A 15425-nucleotide genomic window follows, 5' to 3' on the forward strand; every position below is an offset into this window, starting at 1 on the left:
TTCATAGCACCTGTTTTCCAAGGTTCAATGTCAATGCTGTATACGATGGAATGCAAAGACATGCGCGGGCGGCAGGTTGGCCCAGACCATGCCACGGTAGCTAGCGGTAACACCAAGCTCTGCCTGCATCGCGGCGGAAATCGGGGCGCGGGGCGAGTAGGTGATCTGGCTGAACCAGCCGCCGGGTGCCATGATGTCCATGGCGCGCCCCACCACCTCGCGCTGGATCTGTGGGCGCGCGAGAACGGGCACGCCCGAGATGACCGCGCCCACGTCGGTGAGGCCGATCTTGCGGATGTCCTGTGCCGGACGATTGAGAACGCGGACGCCGGGAAAGCGTTCGCGCAGGATGCGACAGAAGTTCTCGTTGGTTTCGAGCAGCGTGAGACGCGAGGGCGCGACGCCGCGGGCGAGGATGACCTGCGTGAAGCTGCCGGTGCCGGGTCCGATTTCAACCACGGGACCTTCGACGGTCTCGAGGCCGCGCGTCATCTTGCGGGCGACCGCTTGGGAGGAAGGCGCGATGGCCACGACCTCGGCGGGGCGGCGAAGGGTTTCCTTCAGGAACAGGCGGGCGGTGGACATGCGCGGAACTCCTCTGGCGGTTGGCCAGTAGGAACACCGGGGCGGTGTCGGGCGTGTGACGGAGCTGTGAAGCTTTGGTAACGCTCAGGACTTGCGGAAACTGTCCAAGCTGACCACGTCCGCGTCCTTCTTGGGCGCGTCCTCCGACTTGCTCTTGGCCTTGGGCGCCGTGCGTTTGTCGGACAGGCTTTCGACCTCGGCATCGACCTCGTCGTCCTCGTCCTCGTCGTCGCCCTGGGTTTCGAACCGCAGACCGAATTCGACCGAGGGATCCACGAAGGTGCGGATCGCGTCGAAGGGGATGAACATGCGCTCGGGGTTGTCGCCGAAGTTGAGCGTGACGGCGAAGCCATCCTCGCCCACCTGGAGGTCGTCGAACCAGTGCTGCATGACGATGGTCATGTCCTCGGGGAAGCGGTCCGAGAGCCAGTCTGCCAGTTCCACGTCGGGGTGCATGGTGTCGAAGGTGATGAAGAAGTGATGCGCACCGGGCAGGCCGTGGTCCGCCACGTCGGTCAATACCTGACGGATGAGGCCGCGCATGGCCTCGTGCATCAGGTTTCCATAATCTATCGACCGCGACATCTTGTTCCTCAAAGGCCCTTTTCCTTCACCATACGGGATTCGGAGGCGATGGAAAGTGGGGGCCGACGGGTTTTGATCCGGGCCTTGGGCAGAGCGAAATCAGGGGAGCCAACCCAGAAGCCCCCCGGCTCCGGCCAGGAAAAGCAATGTCACCGGAAGCGGCCAGCGCAGGGCGATGAGCAGGAGTGCGGCCAGGGTGGTGAGAGCGAAGGCCTCGGGTGCCGCACCTGCAAGCGAGAGGCCACCGGGAAACAGCGTGTGGCCCATGAAATAGAGCGCAAGCGCACCGATCACACCGGTGACGGCGGCCGAAACCGACGACAGCGCGGCGGAGAGCCTCGGGTGCGTGGTCAGGCTGTCGAGGGCGGGGGCGAAGGTGAAGACGAGCCCGAAACAGGGCACGAAGATCGCCCAGAGGGTGAGCGCGCCCGCCGCGAGGACCGCGCCCGTGCCGTGCTCGGCCATGGCCACCATCCCGGCGAACTGGGTGACGAGGATCAACGGGCCCGGCGTGGTCTCCGCGAGCCCCAGTCCGTCGAGCATCTGGGCGGGAGTCAGCCAGCCGTGGGTTTCCACGAGGGCCTGGCTCATCCAGGCGAGCGCGGCATAGGCGCCGCCGAAGGAAAAGGCGGCGAGCCGGGTGAAGAAGCCGATGAGGTCGGCCATGGGCTGAGTCTGCGTGGCGTAGAGGGCCGCGATCGGCGCAAGCCAGAGGAGCGCCCAGAAAAGGGCGGTCATCGTGGCCTGACCGACCGGGATCTCCAGCGGCGCGGTGCCCGTGGCGCGGACATAGCCGAAGGTCGCGGCGCCGAGTACGACGAAAGGGAAGGGGAGCCCCGCCAGCAGCAGCGCGAAAGCCGCGAGTGCGACAAGGCGCGCCGGTGTAGAGGTGAGGTTCTTCCTGACGAGCCGGGCCAGCGCCTGGGCCACGACCACGACCACGGTGGCCTTGATGCCAAGGAAGGCGGGTGCGATGGCGGGAAGGTTGCCCCAGCGCAGGTAGGCCAGCGTGATCGCCGCCATGAAGACCGCGCCCGGCAGCACAAAGAGCGCTCCCGCGAGCAGGCCGCCCAAGATGCCGCGCAGACGCCAGCCGGCATAGGTGCAAAGCTGCATCGCCTCGGGACCCGGTAGCAGCATGGAGAACGACAGCCCGCGCGAGAACTGGTCATCGGTGAGCCAGCCGCGCTGCTCGACAAGCTCCCGGTGCATGACGCCGATCTGCGCCACCGGCCCGCCGAAAGACAGGAGGCCGATCTTGGTGAAGGCGGCGACCAGGTCGCGGTAACCCTGCATCATTTGCCCTCCGGCGCCCAGTCGTGCCCTTCGCCCTGGCCGTCGCGTGCCCAGCGATAAAGCGCGTCATAGAGTGCGAGACCCGCGTCGAGCTGATGCAGATCGCTCTTGAACTGGCGCGACAGACCGACCGAGAGAGCAAGGAGCCCGGCGGCCTCTGGGGCGAGGTCGTGACGGTTCGTGTCGGCCGCGCGAACGACTGTCGCCAGCCGGGACAGCGCGGGGGTCTCGAGGGTCCAGACCTCGATCATCGTGTCCAAGGTGCATCCCGGTCCGCGATGGCTGAAGGGTACGTCCGCCACGTCGAACGGTGTCGCGCCAAAGCGCTCGGCGACCGCCATGACCTCAGCAGGTTCGACGAAAAGAAACACGGCTTCAGGATCGACGAAGCGGCGGATGAGCCACGGGCAGGCGATACGGTCGATCTTGGGCCGGTGCCGCGTGACCCAGACCGATCCGCGACCGGGGTGCGTGGCGAGCGGTACCATCTGCGCGTCGGGCAGTGCCCGCCATCTCTCGGTCCCGCCGTCGAGAACCTCGCAGGCAATGCCACGGCTTCGAAGGAGCGCAGCTGCCCCCTGACTGATTTTGCGCCCACCATGGCAGAGCGCGACGACGCGTCTGCCAACGAGGCCGGGCACCTCGTCCAGCACATCGGATGACATGACCCGGCGCGCGGTTGGGATCAGCGCGGGATGGGCCGCGACATCCTCGTCGGTCCGAAGGTCGAGGAGGACCGGGCAGTCGGGCGTGCCGACGAGGCGGTTAAGCTGGGCGGGGGTGATATGCTCCGGCGCGGGCATGGCGGCTCCTATGAGGGAAGTGACCATGCGAACGTCCGGCTTGCGCCTCACGGGGTGTTCGCTTCGAACCCCATGGGGTTTAGATGACGGACACCTGAAGGGTCTGTCAAGGATCGCGCAGGGGGAGTTGTCCTGAAATCGGGCGTGACCAGACTACCGTCGGCGCGGGCTGGAAAAGTCGATGCGGGAGGCAGTAAGGTGCAGGTTTCTGTTGCCAGGTACCTGCGAACCCCGCCTTACGCTGCTAGGCGCAAGGGCTTAGATTTCGGTTTTTCTCACCGCTTACGCAGCGAGAGCGACCGGAGCACGATTGTCGTTGGCAATTATGCATTGTGAACCGATAACGGTGGTATCTCACCGGGACAAAGCTAACCCCTTTAGACGTTCGTCGATCCTGTTTCGGCCCCAGAACCCCCCAACGAAGGGATTTTGGTGGAGCCGCCGGGTACCGCCCCCGGGTCCGATCCGCGTATTACGAGCGCGTTTATGTCCATAGTCCCCGAAGGAACGAGACAGATATAGGCAGAGGGGACGCACTTGAAAAGGGGGATGTGGCGCCGCGTTTCGCTCGAGCCCTTCTCATTGCCTCCCGACGCCGTTACCACGTCCATGAATCGTATCTGCAACGAGGGAGGCACCGATGTTCAACGCGCTGATGATGGTCCAGAACGACGAAGGGCTGGCGACCGCAGAAATCACCGAGATCGACGAGAGCGCGCTGCCCGAAGGCGACGTGACGGTGGCGGTGGACTACTCCACGGTGAACTACAAGGACGGGCTCTGCCTGTCGGCCAAGGGCGGTGGGCTCGTGCGCAAGTACCCAAATGTGCCGGGGATCGACTTTTCCGGCACGGTCGAGACCTCGGACGATCCGCGCTACAAGCCCGGCGACAAGGTCGTCCTGACCGGCTGGCGCGTGGGTGAGATGCATTGGGGCGGCTATGCCCAGAAAGCGCGGGTCAAGGCCGACTGGCTCGTTCCGTTGCCTGATGGGCTGAGCACGAAACAGGCGATGGCCGTGGGCACGGCGGGCTTCACGGCGATGCTTGCCGTCATGGCGCTCGAGGATCACGGCCTGACGCCAGAGAAGGGCGAGGTGCTGGTGACGGGCGCCGCCGGCGGCGTGGGCAGCGTGGCGACCGCGATCCTCGCCCATCTGGGCTACGAGGTGGCCGGGGTCACCGGCCGGCCCGAGACCGAAGCCTATCTGCGCGACCTCGGGGCGTCGCGGATCGTGGCGCGCGAGGACCTGAACGAAACCGTGAAACGCCCGCTGGAAAGCGAAACTTGGGCAGGTTGCGTCGATGCGGTCGGAGGCGAGATGCTTGCCCGGGTTCTGGGTCAGATGAAATACGGTGCCTCCGTCGCCGCGGTTGGCCTCGCCGGTGGTGCGGCGTTGCCTGCGACCGTGGTGCCGTTCCTTCTGCGGGCGGTGAACCTTCTTGGCATCGACAGCGTGATGAAACCCTACGAGGGGCGCCTGCGGGCCTGGGAACGCATCGCGACCGACCTGCCGATGGACAAGCTCGAATCGATGGTGCAGCCCGCGACGCTTTCGGATCTGCCGAAACTGGGAGCCGATATCCTGAAAGGTCAGGTCAAAGGCCGCGTGGTGGTGGATGTGAACGCCTGAGCGCGGCACCTCCGACGTTTTGAGGTCCGTTTGCGACGCGAGCGTCGCGAACGGACTTTTTCATTCCAAATCAAGCCGTTTTCCGCTACCCTTTGTCGCAGGCGCCTGTCCGCAAGGTCAGGTGACTGACTGAATCGCAATCAGGGCGCGGGGGCGTCGCGATCGGGATCCTGAGCCTGCTCGTCCGCAGCGACGGGTCCCTGCCTGAGCGCCTCCAGACGCCGTTCGACGAAGACGCGCGAAAGGGGAGCGATGTTCAAGAAGATCATGATGGCCATTGATCTGGCCCATGTGGACAAGCAGGGACGAGCCTTGCAGGTCGCTACAGACCTTGCTGGGCACTACGGTGCCGAACTCACCTTCGTGGGCGTGACGGGCGCGGAACCCGGCGCCCTCGGGCACAATCCCGAGGAATACGCCGACCGGTTGGCTACTTTCGCCACCGAACAGGCGGAGCGCACCGGCCTCACCACATTCAGCCATGCTGTCACCTCGCATGATCCGAGCACCGAGATGGACGACGCGCTTCTCAAGGCGGCGAAAGACCTGAAACCGGATCTGATCGTGATGCAAAGCCATATCCCCGCGCTGGTCGACTACGTCTGGCCCTCCAATGGCGGCAAGGTCGCCGCGCATGCCTCCTGTTCGATCATGGTCGTGCGGGACGGGTGACCGCGGCAGGGGGCCCGACACAGGCAAACGAAAACCACACGCGAACGAGAACAACAGGTGAAGGGAAACGCGCATGAGCGAAACTGAGGAAACGCAAGGCATTCCAGCCCCGGAAGGCCATTCTGACGTGATCGAGACAGACTATGAGATCGGTCAGGACAACATAAGCACGTCGATTGGGCCCTTCGGGCTCGATATTCACAACCCGGTCTTCGCGATTTCCGGCCTCGCGATCGTGGCCTTCGTCTTCTACACGCTGGCACTGCCGGAACAGGCCGGCGCCGCCTTTTCGGCGATGTTTTCCTGGGTGACACAGGGTTTCGACTGGTTCTTCCTGAGTGCGGCCAACATTTTCGTGCTGTTCTGCCTTCTGCTCATCGTGACGCCGATGGGCAACATCCGTCTGGGCGGCGTGAACGCCACACCCGACTACGGCTATGTCGGATGGTTCGCGATGCTCTTCGCGGCGGGCATGGGGATCGGCCTCATGTTCTACGGTGTGTCCGAGCCCATGACGCATTTCTCGACCGCTCTGGGCGGCACCACCGTGGAAGACGGTGTGCGCACCGACTGGGCGCCATTGGGCGGGGCCGAGGGCAACACTTCCGAGGCGGTCCGGCTGGGCATGGCGGCGACGATTTTCCACTGGGGCCTGCACCCTTGGGCGATCTATGCCGTGGTCGCGCTGGCGCTGGCGCTCTTCAGCTACAACAAGGGTCTGCCGCTGACGATCCGCTCGGCCTTCTACCCGATCCTGGGCGAGCGTGTCTGGGGCTGGTGGGGCCATGTGATCGACGTGCTTGCGGTCTTTGCCACGCTTTTCGGCCTTGCGACCTCGCTCGGCTTCGGGGCGACACAGGCGAATGCGGGGCTGCACGAGCTTTTCGGCGTGCCGATCAACAACACCGTCGAGGTGCTCCTGATCACCGGGATCACGGCCATCGCAATCATCTCGGTGGTGCGAGGCCTTGATGGCGGGGTGAAGATCCTGTCGGAAATCAACATGGGGCTTGCGTTCCTGCTGCTGATCTTCGTGCTCTTGGTGGGCAGCTTCGTGGCTGTTGCGACCGGGTTCTTCGACTACCTCGGTGCCTATCTTCAGTATCTGCCGGCGCTGTCCAACCCGGTCGGTCGTGAGGACGTGAACTTCATGCAGGGCTGGACCTCGTTCTACTGGGCCTGGTGGATTTCTTGGTCGCCCTTCGTAGGCATGTTCATCGCCCGCGTGTCGCGGGGCCGGAGCGTGCGCGAGTTCATCATCGCCGTGCTTCTCGTCCCGTCGCTGGTCTGCGTGCTCTGGATGACGGTCTTCGGCGGCACTGCGATCCAGCAGGTCGTGCAGGACGGCTATACCGCCGCGCAGGATGCCGAATTGCCGTTGCAGCTCTTCAAGATGCTCGACGTTCTGCCGCTGGCGGGGCTCACCTCGCTCATCGGGATCGTGCTGGTGATCGTGTTCTTCGTGACCTCGTCGGATTCCGGTTCGCTGGTCATCGACACGATCACGGCGGGCGGAAAGGTCGACGCGCCCGTGCCGCAGCGCGTGTTCTGGGCCATCTTCGAAGGCGCGGTTGCCATCGTGCTCCTGCTGTCGGCGGGCGGTCTCGCCTCGCTCCAGTCCATGGTGATCTCGACGGGCCTGCCGTTCACGGTCGTGCTTCTCATCATGTGCTATGCGATCTGGCGGGGCCTCGCGTCCGAGCGGCGATCGGTCAAGCTCGCCGAGGGTGTAACGGCGGAGTAAGCCGACCTCTCGCTAAACCTTTGACCCCGGCGGGAAATCCTGCCGGGGTTTTTCTTCATCCGCATTGAACTGACATCAGGTTTGCGGCGTAGTCCCGTCATGAGCACGCCCGTCATCCTTTGGCTGCGCCGCGATTTGCGGCTCACCGATCATCCCGCCCTTGTCGCCGCCGCTGCCTCTGGCCCGGTCATCCCGATCTTCATCCGGGATGCAGCCGTGGACAGGCTTGGTGCTGCCGCGAAATGGCGACTGGGCGAGGCGCTCCGGGTCTTCGGCGCGCGGCTCGCGGACGAGGGGTCTCGGCTCATCCTGCGCCGGGGCAACGCGCTCGACGTGTTGCGCGAGGTGATCGCCGAGACGGGCGCCGAGGCGGTGCATTGGTCGCGGCTCTACGATCCCGACGCGATAGAGCGGAACACCGACGTGAAATCGGCGCTGAAGGACGCAGGTATTACGGTTGAAAGCCACGCCGGCCATCTGCTGTTCGAGCCCTGGACGGTCGAGACCAAGGCGGGCGATCCCTACAAGGTCTATTCACCCTATTGGCGGGCGGTGGCAGAGCGCGATCCCGGTGCGCCCCTGTCCGCGCCAACGCTCAAAGCACCGCGCGACTGGCCCGACAGCGATGATCTGGCGGACTGGGAGCTCGGCGCGGCCATGAACCGGGGGGCCGAGGTGCTCGCCAGATACTCGGACCCGGGCGAAAAGGCCGCGCAGACGCGCCTTGGCGTCTTCATTCGCGACAAGGTCGCCCACTATAAACAAGCGCGCGACATGGTGGCCGAGGATGGCACCTCGGGTATGTCCGAGTATCTGACCTATGGCGAGATTTCTCCGCGCAGCCTCTGGGCCGCCGGACAGCGCGCGATGGACGAAGGCAAGGCAGGGGCCGAGACCTTCCTGAAGGAGGTCGTCTGGCGCGAGTTCGCCTATCACCTCATGTATCACTTCCCGCGCATCGTGGATCGCAACTGGCGCGAGGAATGGGACGGGTTTCCCTGGAAGGACGACGAGCGGCTGGCCGAGGTGAAGGCGTGGAAACAGGCGCGCACCGGGGTGCCCTTTGTCGATGCGGCCCTGCGCGAGATGTATGTGACCGGGCGCATGCACAACCGGGCGCGCATGATCGTGGCGAGCTACCTGACCAAGCATTGCATGATCCACTGGCGGGTGGGTCAACAGTGGTTCGAGGACTGCCTGACCGACTGGGACCCGGCGTCGAACGCCATGGGCTGGCAATGGGTCGCAGGCTCCGGCCCCGACGCGGCGCCCTATTTCCGGATCTTCAACCCGGAGACGCAAGCAGAGAAGTTCGACCCCGAGGGAGATTATCGTGACCGCTGGGTCGCCGAAGGACAGGATGACCCGCCCGAAACCGCGCGCGATTACTTCGCGGCGATTCCCCGGGCGTGGAAAATGGATATGCACGGAAACTATCCAGACACGCCCATCGTGGGTCTGAAAGAAGGGCGGGACGCTGCGCTCGATGCTTATCAGAACCGGCCAAACGCCGGGGAAGATTAAGAATTTCTTGCGGGACTGAGAAAAATCCGTTCACCATAACAAGAAGACAAGGGTGATGCCGATGATCCACATGACGACGAAGGGGCAAAAGGACCTGCCTCGATACTTTCCTCAGGTCTATGCGCTGGCCAGCCGGATCGGTCAGGGGCGGCTCGATTTCGTGCTCTCCGATGGCCGCGTGTTCCGCGCCGAGGGCGACAAGCCCGGCTTCGTGGCCGAAGTGCATGTCCACTCCGACGATGTCTTCGCCCGTCTCGTGCGTGAGGGCGATCTGGGGTTTTGCGACAGCTACATCGAAGGTGGCTGGTCGACCCCGGATCTCCAGGCCTTTCTCGATTTCATCCAGACCGAGAACGACGATCTCTATGGCGGCTTCCGTGGCGCCAAGCTTGTCCAGATGGCCGAGCGTTTCCGCCACTGGCTCCAGTCCAACACCAAGAAACAGGCGAAGAAGAACATCGCGGCGCATTACGATCTGGGCAACGATTTCTACACGCTCTGGCTCGACGACACGATGACCTATTCCTCGGCCCTGTTCAAAACCGGGCAGGAAAGCCTCGAGAAAGCCCAGGAGCAGAAATACGCGAGCATGGTGGACGAGATGGGGGCCCAGCCCGGCGACCATGTGCTCGAAATCGGCTGCGGCTGGGGAGGTTTCGCGGAATACGCTGCGAAAGAGCGTGGCTTGTCCGTCACTTGCCTGACCATCTCAAGAGAACAGTTCGACTATGCGGTCAATCGCATTGAAAAGGCAGGACTTTCCGACAAGGTGACGATCAAGCTTCAGGATTACCGCGATGAGGCCGGGCAATATGACGGGATCGCGTCCATCGAGATGTTCGAAGCGGTGGGCGAGAAATACTGGCCGGTCTACTTCGAGACCGTGAAGAAGAACCTCAAGCCCGGCAAGCAGGCGACGCTCCAGATCATCACACTGACGGAACGTCGCTTTGAGAAGTACCGGAAAAGCGTTGATTTCATTCAGAAATACATTTTCCCGGGTGGGATGCTGCCGTCGAAGACCGTGCTGCGTGGCGAGATCGAGAAGGCAGGACTGGCTTTCAGGAACCAGATCGCCTTCGGCCAGAGCTACTCCGATACGCTCCGGCGCTGGATGGAGACCTTCAACGACCGTTGGGACGAGGTGACCAAGCTCGGCTTCGACGACAGGTTCCGGCGCATGTGGAATTTCTATCTTGCGGGTTGCGCGGCGGCGTTCCGCGCGGAAAACTGCGACGTGGTGCAGGTGACGGTGGGCAAGCCTGCCTGATGCGGTTCTGACCGGAGGTTGATGGATGCCCACATTCGCGCGCCTTGTCGCGGCGGTCCTTTTGGCGGCGCTTGGCTGGGTGGTGGCCACACTCGCCATTCCTTACTTCGACGAGGGCACGCCACTAGGGATGATCCAGATCGTTTCGGCGGGCTGGGGGCTGGTGACGGGGTGGATCTTCACCGCGCCGAAGCTGGCCCGGGGAATCGGGAGTGCCTTCGCGATCGGGCTATCCTCGGCCGTGGTGCAGGCCTTTCTCACGATCCTGAGCTTCTCGGTCCGCCAAATGGTCGATCGCGCTTTCCGCATGTCCTACGGGACGGTGATGGACGCGGTGGCCGGAGTCTTCGAGAGCGGGCTCGACTACGCCATCATCGTGGGCAAACCCGATGTGATCGCGGTGGCGGCCATCGGCGGCATCGTGACCGGCTATGTCACCCGCTACGTGGCGAGGCATTACCGGTGAGCGACGCGACGCTGTTTCTGTTCGGAACGCTCTGCCATGCGCCGTTGCGCGACGTGGTGATGGGGGGCGAGACCAAGGTCGAGGTGAAGACCGCGAAACTGCGGGACCACGCCGTCCACTGGGCCGGCGGGGCGGATCATCCGATGCTGGTCGCCGCGCCCGGCGAGGTGGCCACCGGGGTCGTCGTCACCGGCATGACCCGGGAACAGCGCGCGCGGTTCGATTTCTTCGAGGGCGGGTTCGATTACGACCTCGTCCCGGCGCTGGTGGACGTGGACGGGGCCGAGGTCATGGCGCTGCGCTATGACGCGCCGGCCGGTGTGCGACCGGGCGGTCGCTGGCGACTGGTCGACTGGGCGGAAACCTATGCACCCCTTTGGGTCGCTGCAGCGGAAGAAGCCATGAGTTACTTCGGCCAGATCGGTCCCGAGGTGCTGGCCGCGCGCATGGGGATGATCCGGCTCAGGGCCGCGGCGCGCCTCAGGGCGGAGGAGGGGCTTCCCGCCACGCTGCGCTCGGATATGGAGGTGGCATCGGATGTGGAGATCGAGACGTTCGACAGGCCCTATTCCCACTATTTCGTGACGGCGGAGGCGGACCTCCGGTTCCGGCGGTTCGACGGCACGATGAGCGCCACGGTCAACCGGGCGGGCTTCGTCATGGGCGACGCGGTGACGGTACTGCCCTATGACCCGGTGCATGACCTCGTGCTCCTGGTCGAGCAGTTCCGCATGGGGCCGATGCTCCGGGGCGACGCGCGGCCCTGGATGCTGGAACCCATCGCCGGACGGGTCGATCCCGGCGAAGCGCCCGACACCACCGCCCGGCGTGAAACGCTGGAAGAAGCGCGGCTGACGCTGGGAAAACTGCATTTTGTCAACGGTCATTACCCGTCGCCCGGCGCGGTGACCGAATTCGTCTATTCCTACGTGGGCGAAGCGCGGCTTCAGGGGCGCGGTGGCGATGTCGCGGGTCTCGTGACCGAGGATGAAAACATCCGGTCTCATGTCATCCCCTTCGACCAGTTGATGGAACTCGTGCGCAGCGGCGAGGCGGCGGCCGGACCGCTGGTGATCTCGGCCTTCTGGCTTGCGCTGAATCGCGCACGACTGCGTGGGTCTGCTTGAGTTACCCCGCGCGCGCCATTACGACTTGGGCAAACCAACGATAACGGACGGGCCCAAGATGGACACGCGCGCAGATCTCATCCACCTCATCGGCAATACGCCCCTCGTGCGGCTGAACAAGATCTCGGATGAGACGGGATGCGAAATTCTTGGCAAATGCGAGTTCATGAACCCCGGCCAGTCGGTCAAGGACCGGGCCGCGCTCTTCATCATCCGTGACGCGATTGCGCGCGGCGATCTGAAGCCCGGCGGGACCATTGTCGAGGGCACGGCGGGCAACACCGGCATCGGGATCGGGCTGGTCGCGGCGGCCATGGGGTTCCGCTCGATCATCGTCATCCCCGAGACGCAAAGTCAGGAAAAGAAGGACATGATCCGCATCGCCGGGGCCGAATTGGTCGAGGTGCCGGCAGTGCCCTACAAGAATCCCAACAACTACGTGCGTTATTCCGGGCGGCTGGCCGAAGAAATCGCGAAAACCGATCCCAATGGCGCGATCTGGGCCAACCAGTTCGACAATACCGCGAACCGGCAGGCGCATCTTGAGACCACGGGCCCGGAGATCTGGGAACAGACCGACGGCAAGGTGGACGGCGTGGTCTGCGCGGTCGGCTCTGGCGGTACACTTGGCGGGGTGGCCCTCGCGCTCCAGCCCAAGGGGGTAAAGGTCGCCATCGTCGATCCCGAGGGGGCGGCGCTCTACAGCTATTACAAGACCGGCGAGTTCAAGTCCGAAGGCTCTTCGATCACGGAAGGCATCGGGCAGGGGCGCATCACGGCGAACCTTGAAGGGATCACGCCCGACATGGCTTACCGCGCGACGGATGCCGAGGCGCTGCCCTATGCCTTCGACCTGCTCGAGGACGAGGGGCTCTGCGTGGGCGGATCCTCGGCGATCAACATGGCCGGCGCCGTGCAGATGGCCAAGGAGATGGGACCGGGCAAGACCATCGTCACGATCCTTTGCGATTATGGCACCCGCTATCAGGCCAAGCTCTACAACGCAGCCTTCCTGCGCGAGAAGGGTCTGCCCGTGCCGGGCTTCCTGGACCGCGAGGCACGTGAGGTGCCCACCGTATTCGAGGACGTCTGATGCAGGCGCTCTCACGGCTGGCGGCGCTCGTCGCGCTGCTGACGTCTCTGGCCGTGTCCTCGGCTTGGGCTCAGGAAGCAGCGAATGAAGGCGACGGGGCGGGGGGCGAGATTGACGCTCCTCTACTGGACGCCCCGGCGGACACCGAGGCCGCCCGAGCCGAAGCGGAACAGGCGCAGGCAGAAGAGTCCGAGGCGGACGGGGAGTCAGCGGCCGAAGCACTTGCAGAAGGGATCACCCTGCCGTCCGGCGCTCCGGACTACGAAGCCTGGGCACGGATCGCATTGCGCGCCGAGCAGGCGATCGAGGCGGGGCGGGCGTCGGATCAGGCGCTCGGATCGCTGCGCGACCAGATCGTCGAATGGCGTGACCGTTTCGCCGAGGCTCGAAGCGAAAACCGGGTGCCGCTGGCGACCCTGCGCAACCAGATCGCAGCGCTGGGTCCGGCGCCGGCGGAAGGGGCGAGCGAGAGCGAGACCCTGGCTGCCGAACGTGAGGCGCTGAACGCCCGGCTGGCCGAACTGGAACGCCCCGTGATCGCCGCCGATCTGGCGTATGCGCGGGCAGATACGATCATCTCGGAAATCGACGACCTGCTGCGCACCCGACAGGCCGAAGAGCTCATGTCGCCGGGGGCAAGCCCCCTCGCGCCCGGCAACTGGAGTGCAGCGGCGGGCGCGATGACCACCTCGTTCAACGTCTGGCTGCGCGAGATCCGGCAGAACCGGGACTCACCGGCCGAGATGAAGACCATGCGCAACCAGCTCGCGTTCACCATCTTTTTCGCGGTCTTTGGCCTCGTGATGATCTTTGGCGCGCGGCGTCTGCCCATCATGCTGGGCAACCGGATCGTCACACGCGGCACGGGGCCGTCACAGGGGGTCTGGTCCTTCCTTGTGTCCCTGGGCGAGGTGGTGATCCCGGTGGTCGGCATCCTGTCGCTGCTGATCGCCTTCGACACGCTGTCTCTCTTCGGGCCACGATCGCTCGCCGCGCTCAACGCCTTTACCTATATCGGCGTCGACGTGGTCATCGCGGGCTGGATCGGGGCGCGGGTCTTTGGTCGGAACGACGCCCAGTGGGAGGTTCTGAACCTCTCCCGCGGCGCGCGCACCGAGGGGCGGATCGAGGCTTTGCTTCTGGGTCTCGCCTACGGTGTCCACGTCTTCGTCCGCACCGTGTCCGAGGGCGAAGGCTACGCCGAAAACGTCGCGGTCGTGCTGCAATTGCCGGTCATGGTCTTCACCGCCATCGTGCTGTGGCGGATCGGACGGCTCCTGCGGACCCATGCCCGGCAAGCGGGTGAAGACGCCGAGAACGGCCCGAGTTTCCGCGACCGGCTTCTGAGCCTCGGCGGGCAGGCGGTGATGCTTGTCTCCATCCTGGGCCCGGTGATGAATCTTCTGGGCTATAACGCTCTCGCCGATTTCGTGGTGTACGGTACGGTCCTATCCTTGGCTCTCGTCGGCGTGCTTCTGGTGGTGCATGTTCTCCTGGTCGATCTCTACGGCACGGTGACGAAGCGCAGCCTCGAAGAAGCCCAGCAGGCGCTGGTGCCGGTCCTTGGCAGCCTCGTCGTCTTCATCCTGTCCCTGCCGCTCTTTTCCCTGATCTGGGGCGCGCGGGCGGCCGAACTGGGCGAGATCTGGACGCGGGTCGGGCAGGGGATCCAGCTCGGCGAAAGCCGGATCACTCCCTACGACATCCTTACGATCCTGATCGTCTTCGCGGTCGGTTTCGGTGCCACGCGGCTCTTGCAGGGGATGTTGAAAACCTCCGTCCTGCCCAAGACCCGGCTCGACATCGGGGGGCGCAACGCGATCACCTCGGGGATCGGCTACGTGGGTTATTTCCTCGCCGCGATCATCGCGGTGACCACGGCCGGGATCAACCTGTCCTCGCTGGCGGTGGTTGCCGGTGCGCTCTCGGTGGGCATCGGCTTTGGCCTTCAGAACATCGTGTCGAACTTTGTCTCGGGGATCATCCTGCTCATTGAACGCCCCGTGTCGGAGGGCGATTGGATCGACGCAGGCGGCCAGATGGGCATCGTGAAGGACATTTCCGTGCGCTCCACGACCATCGAAACTTTCGACAAGACCGATGTGGTCATTCCGAACTCGGATCTGATCTCGGGGGTCGTCACCAACTACACCCGCGGCAACCGGGTCGGCCGCCTCGTGATCAACGTCGGGGTGGGATACGCGTCCGACACGCACCGGGTGAGCGAAATCCTGATGGAGGTTGCGGAAAACCACCCGATGGTGGCGGTGAACCCCGCGCCACAGGTGAGCTTCATGGATTTCGGCGCCGATGCACTCATGTTCCAGATCCGCGCGATCCTGTCGGACGTTTTCTACATCAACGTGGTACGCGACGAATTCAATCACGAGATCCTCACGCGATTCCGCGCCGAAGGCATCGAGATCCCCTTCGCGCAGCGCGACCTGTGGCTGCGAAACCCCGAGGCACTGGTTCCGCCACGCACCCAGGCAGAGCCTGCGCAACCCACGACCCTGGCCCCGGACCCCGGCGATCCCGACCCCGACGTCGAATGAGAGGCTTTGGACGGGCACCGGGCAAAAGATTTTGCCCGTGGCCCCTTGCAAGCGTCGGCAGTTGTTGGATAT

14 protein-coding genes and 1 other RNA gene are annotated in these 15425 nt (G+C 64.5%); 9 read left to right on the top strand and 6 right to left on the bottom strand.

Going from position 1 to position 15425, the window contains the following annotated elements; genetic code table 11:
• Positions 1–30 precede the first annotated feature (30 nt).
• The 5 genes from KJP29_RS11810 to ssrA form a co-directional block, all read right to left on the bottom strand.
• Positions 31–585, bottom strand: a complete 555-nt coding sequence (locus KJP29_RS11810) for a class I SAM-dependent methyltransferase (protein WP_218463755.1) — start codon at positions 583–585, stop codon at positions 31–33.
• Between the two features lie 84 nt (positions 586–669).
• Complete coding sequence (locus KJP29_RS11815) at positions 670–1170, bottom strand: SspB family protein (protein WP_218463756.1); 501 nt, start codon at positions 1168–1170, stop codon at positions 670–672.
• Positions 1171–1269: 99 nt separating this feature from the next.
• Positions 1270–2469 (bottom strand): chromate efflux transporter, encoded by a 1200-nt coding sequence (gene chrA, locus KJP29_RS11820; protein WP_370630868.1) that lies wholly within the window; start codon positions 2467–2469, stop codon positions 1270–1272.
• Entirely contained in the window at positions 2466–3269 is an 804-nt protein-coding gene (locus KJP29_RS11825; RefSeq protein ID WP_218463757.1) for a sulfurtransferase/chromate resistance protein, read from the bottom strand. The genes chrA and KJP29_RS11825 overlap by 4 nt, the downstream gene beginning before the upstream one ends.
• Before the next feature lie 197 nt (positions 3270–3466).
• Positions 3467–3817: a transfer-messenger RNA gene (gene ssrA, locus KJP29_RS11830) on the bottom strand.
• Positions 3818–3909: 92 nt separating this feature from the next.
• Here ssrA and acuI point away from each other — a divergent pair.
• A complete protein-coding gene (gene acuI / locus KJP29_RS11835; RefSeq protein WP_218463758.1) occupies positions 3910–4902 on the top strand; it encodes an acryloyl-CoA reductase in 993 nt (330 codons plus the stop codon).
• Positions 4903–5042: 140 nt separating this feature from the next.
• Here the strand turns inward: acuI and KJP29_RS11840 are convergent, their stop codons facing one another.
• Complete coding sequence (locus tag KJP29_RS11840; protein WP_218465007.1) at positions 5043–5180, bottom strand: hypothetical protein; 138 nt, start codon at positions 5178–5180, stop codon at positions 5043–5045.
• On the opposite strand from KJP29_RS11840, the gene KJP29_RS11845 reads away from it, so the two are divergent.
• From KJP29_RS11845 to KJP29_RS11880, 8 genes are all read left to right on the top strand, one after another.
• On the top strand, positions 5173–5574 hold the full coding sequence (locus KJP29_RS11845) for a universal stress protein (protein WP_370630869.1): 402 nt from the start codon (positions 5173–5175) through the stop codon (positions 5572–5574). The genes KJP29_RS11840 and KJP29_RS11845 overlap by 8 nt on opposite strands.
• Positions 5575–5647: 73 nt before the next feature.
• Entirely contained in the window at positions 5648–7318 is a 1671-nt protein-coding gene (locus tag KJP29_RS11850) for a BCCT family transporter (protein ID WP_218463760.1), read from the top strand.
• Positions 7319–7417: 99 nt separating this feature from the next.
• Positions 7418–8842, top strand: a complete 1425-nt coding sequence (locus KJP29_RS11855; protein ID WP_218463761.1) for a deoxyribodipyrimidine photo-lyase — start codon at positions 7418–7420, stop codon at positions 8840–8842.
• Positions 8843–8903: 61 nt separating this feature from the next.
• Positions 8904–10112, top strand: a complete 1209-nt coding sequence (locus KJP29_RS11860) for a cyclopropane-fatty-acyl-phospholipid synthase family protein (RefSeq protein WP_218463762.1) — start codon at positions 8904–8906, stop codon at positions 10110–10112.
• A 25-nt stretch (positions 10113–10137) separates the two neighbouring features.
• Entirely contained in the window at positions 10138–10578 is a 441-nt protein-coding gene (locus KJP29_RS11865) for a TrgA family protein (protein ID WP_218463763.1), read from the top strand.
• Positions 10575–11705 (top strand): NUDIX domain-containing protein, encoded by a 1131-nt coding sequence (locus KJP29_RS11870; protein ID WP_218463764.1) that lies wholly within the window; start codon positions 10575–10577, stop codon positions 11703–11705. Before KJP29_RS11865 ends, KJP29_RS11870 begins: the two co-directional genes overlap by 4 nt.
• Positions 11706–11763: 58 nt before the next feature.
• Positions 11764–12798, top strand: a complete 1035-nt coding sequence (locus KJP29_RS11875; RefSeq protein ID WP_218463765.1) for a cysteine synthase A — start codon at positions 11764–11766, stop codon at positions 12796–12798.
• Entirely contained in the window at positions 12798–15353 is a 2556-nt protein-coding gene (locus KJP29_RS11880) for a DUF3772 domain-containing protein (RefSeq protein ID WP_218463766.1), read from the top strand. The genes KJP29_RS11875 and KJP29_RS11880 overlap by 1 nt, the downstream gene beginning before the upstream one ends.
• Positions 15354–15425: the final 72 nt, after the last annotated feature.

It is taken from the genome of Maritimibacter sp. DP1N21-5, from assembly GCF_019218295.1.
Taxonomy (GTDB): domain Bacteria; phylum Pseudomonadota; class Alphaproteobacteria; order Rhodobacterales; family Rhodobacteraceae; genus Maritimibacter.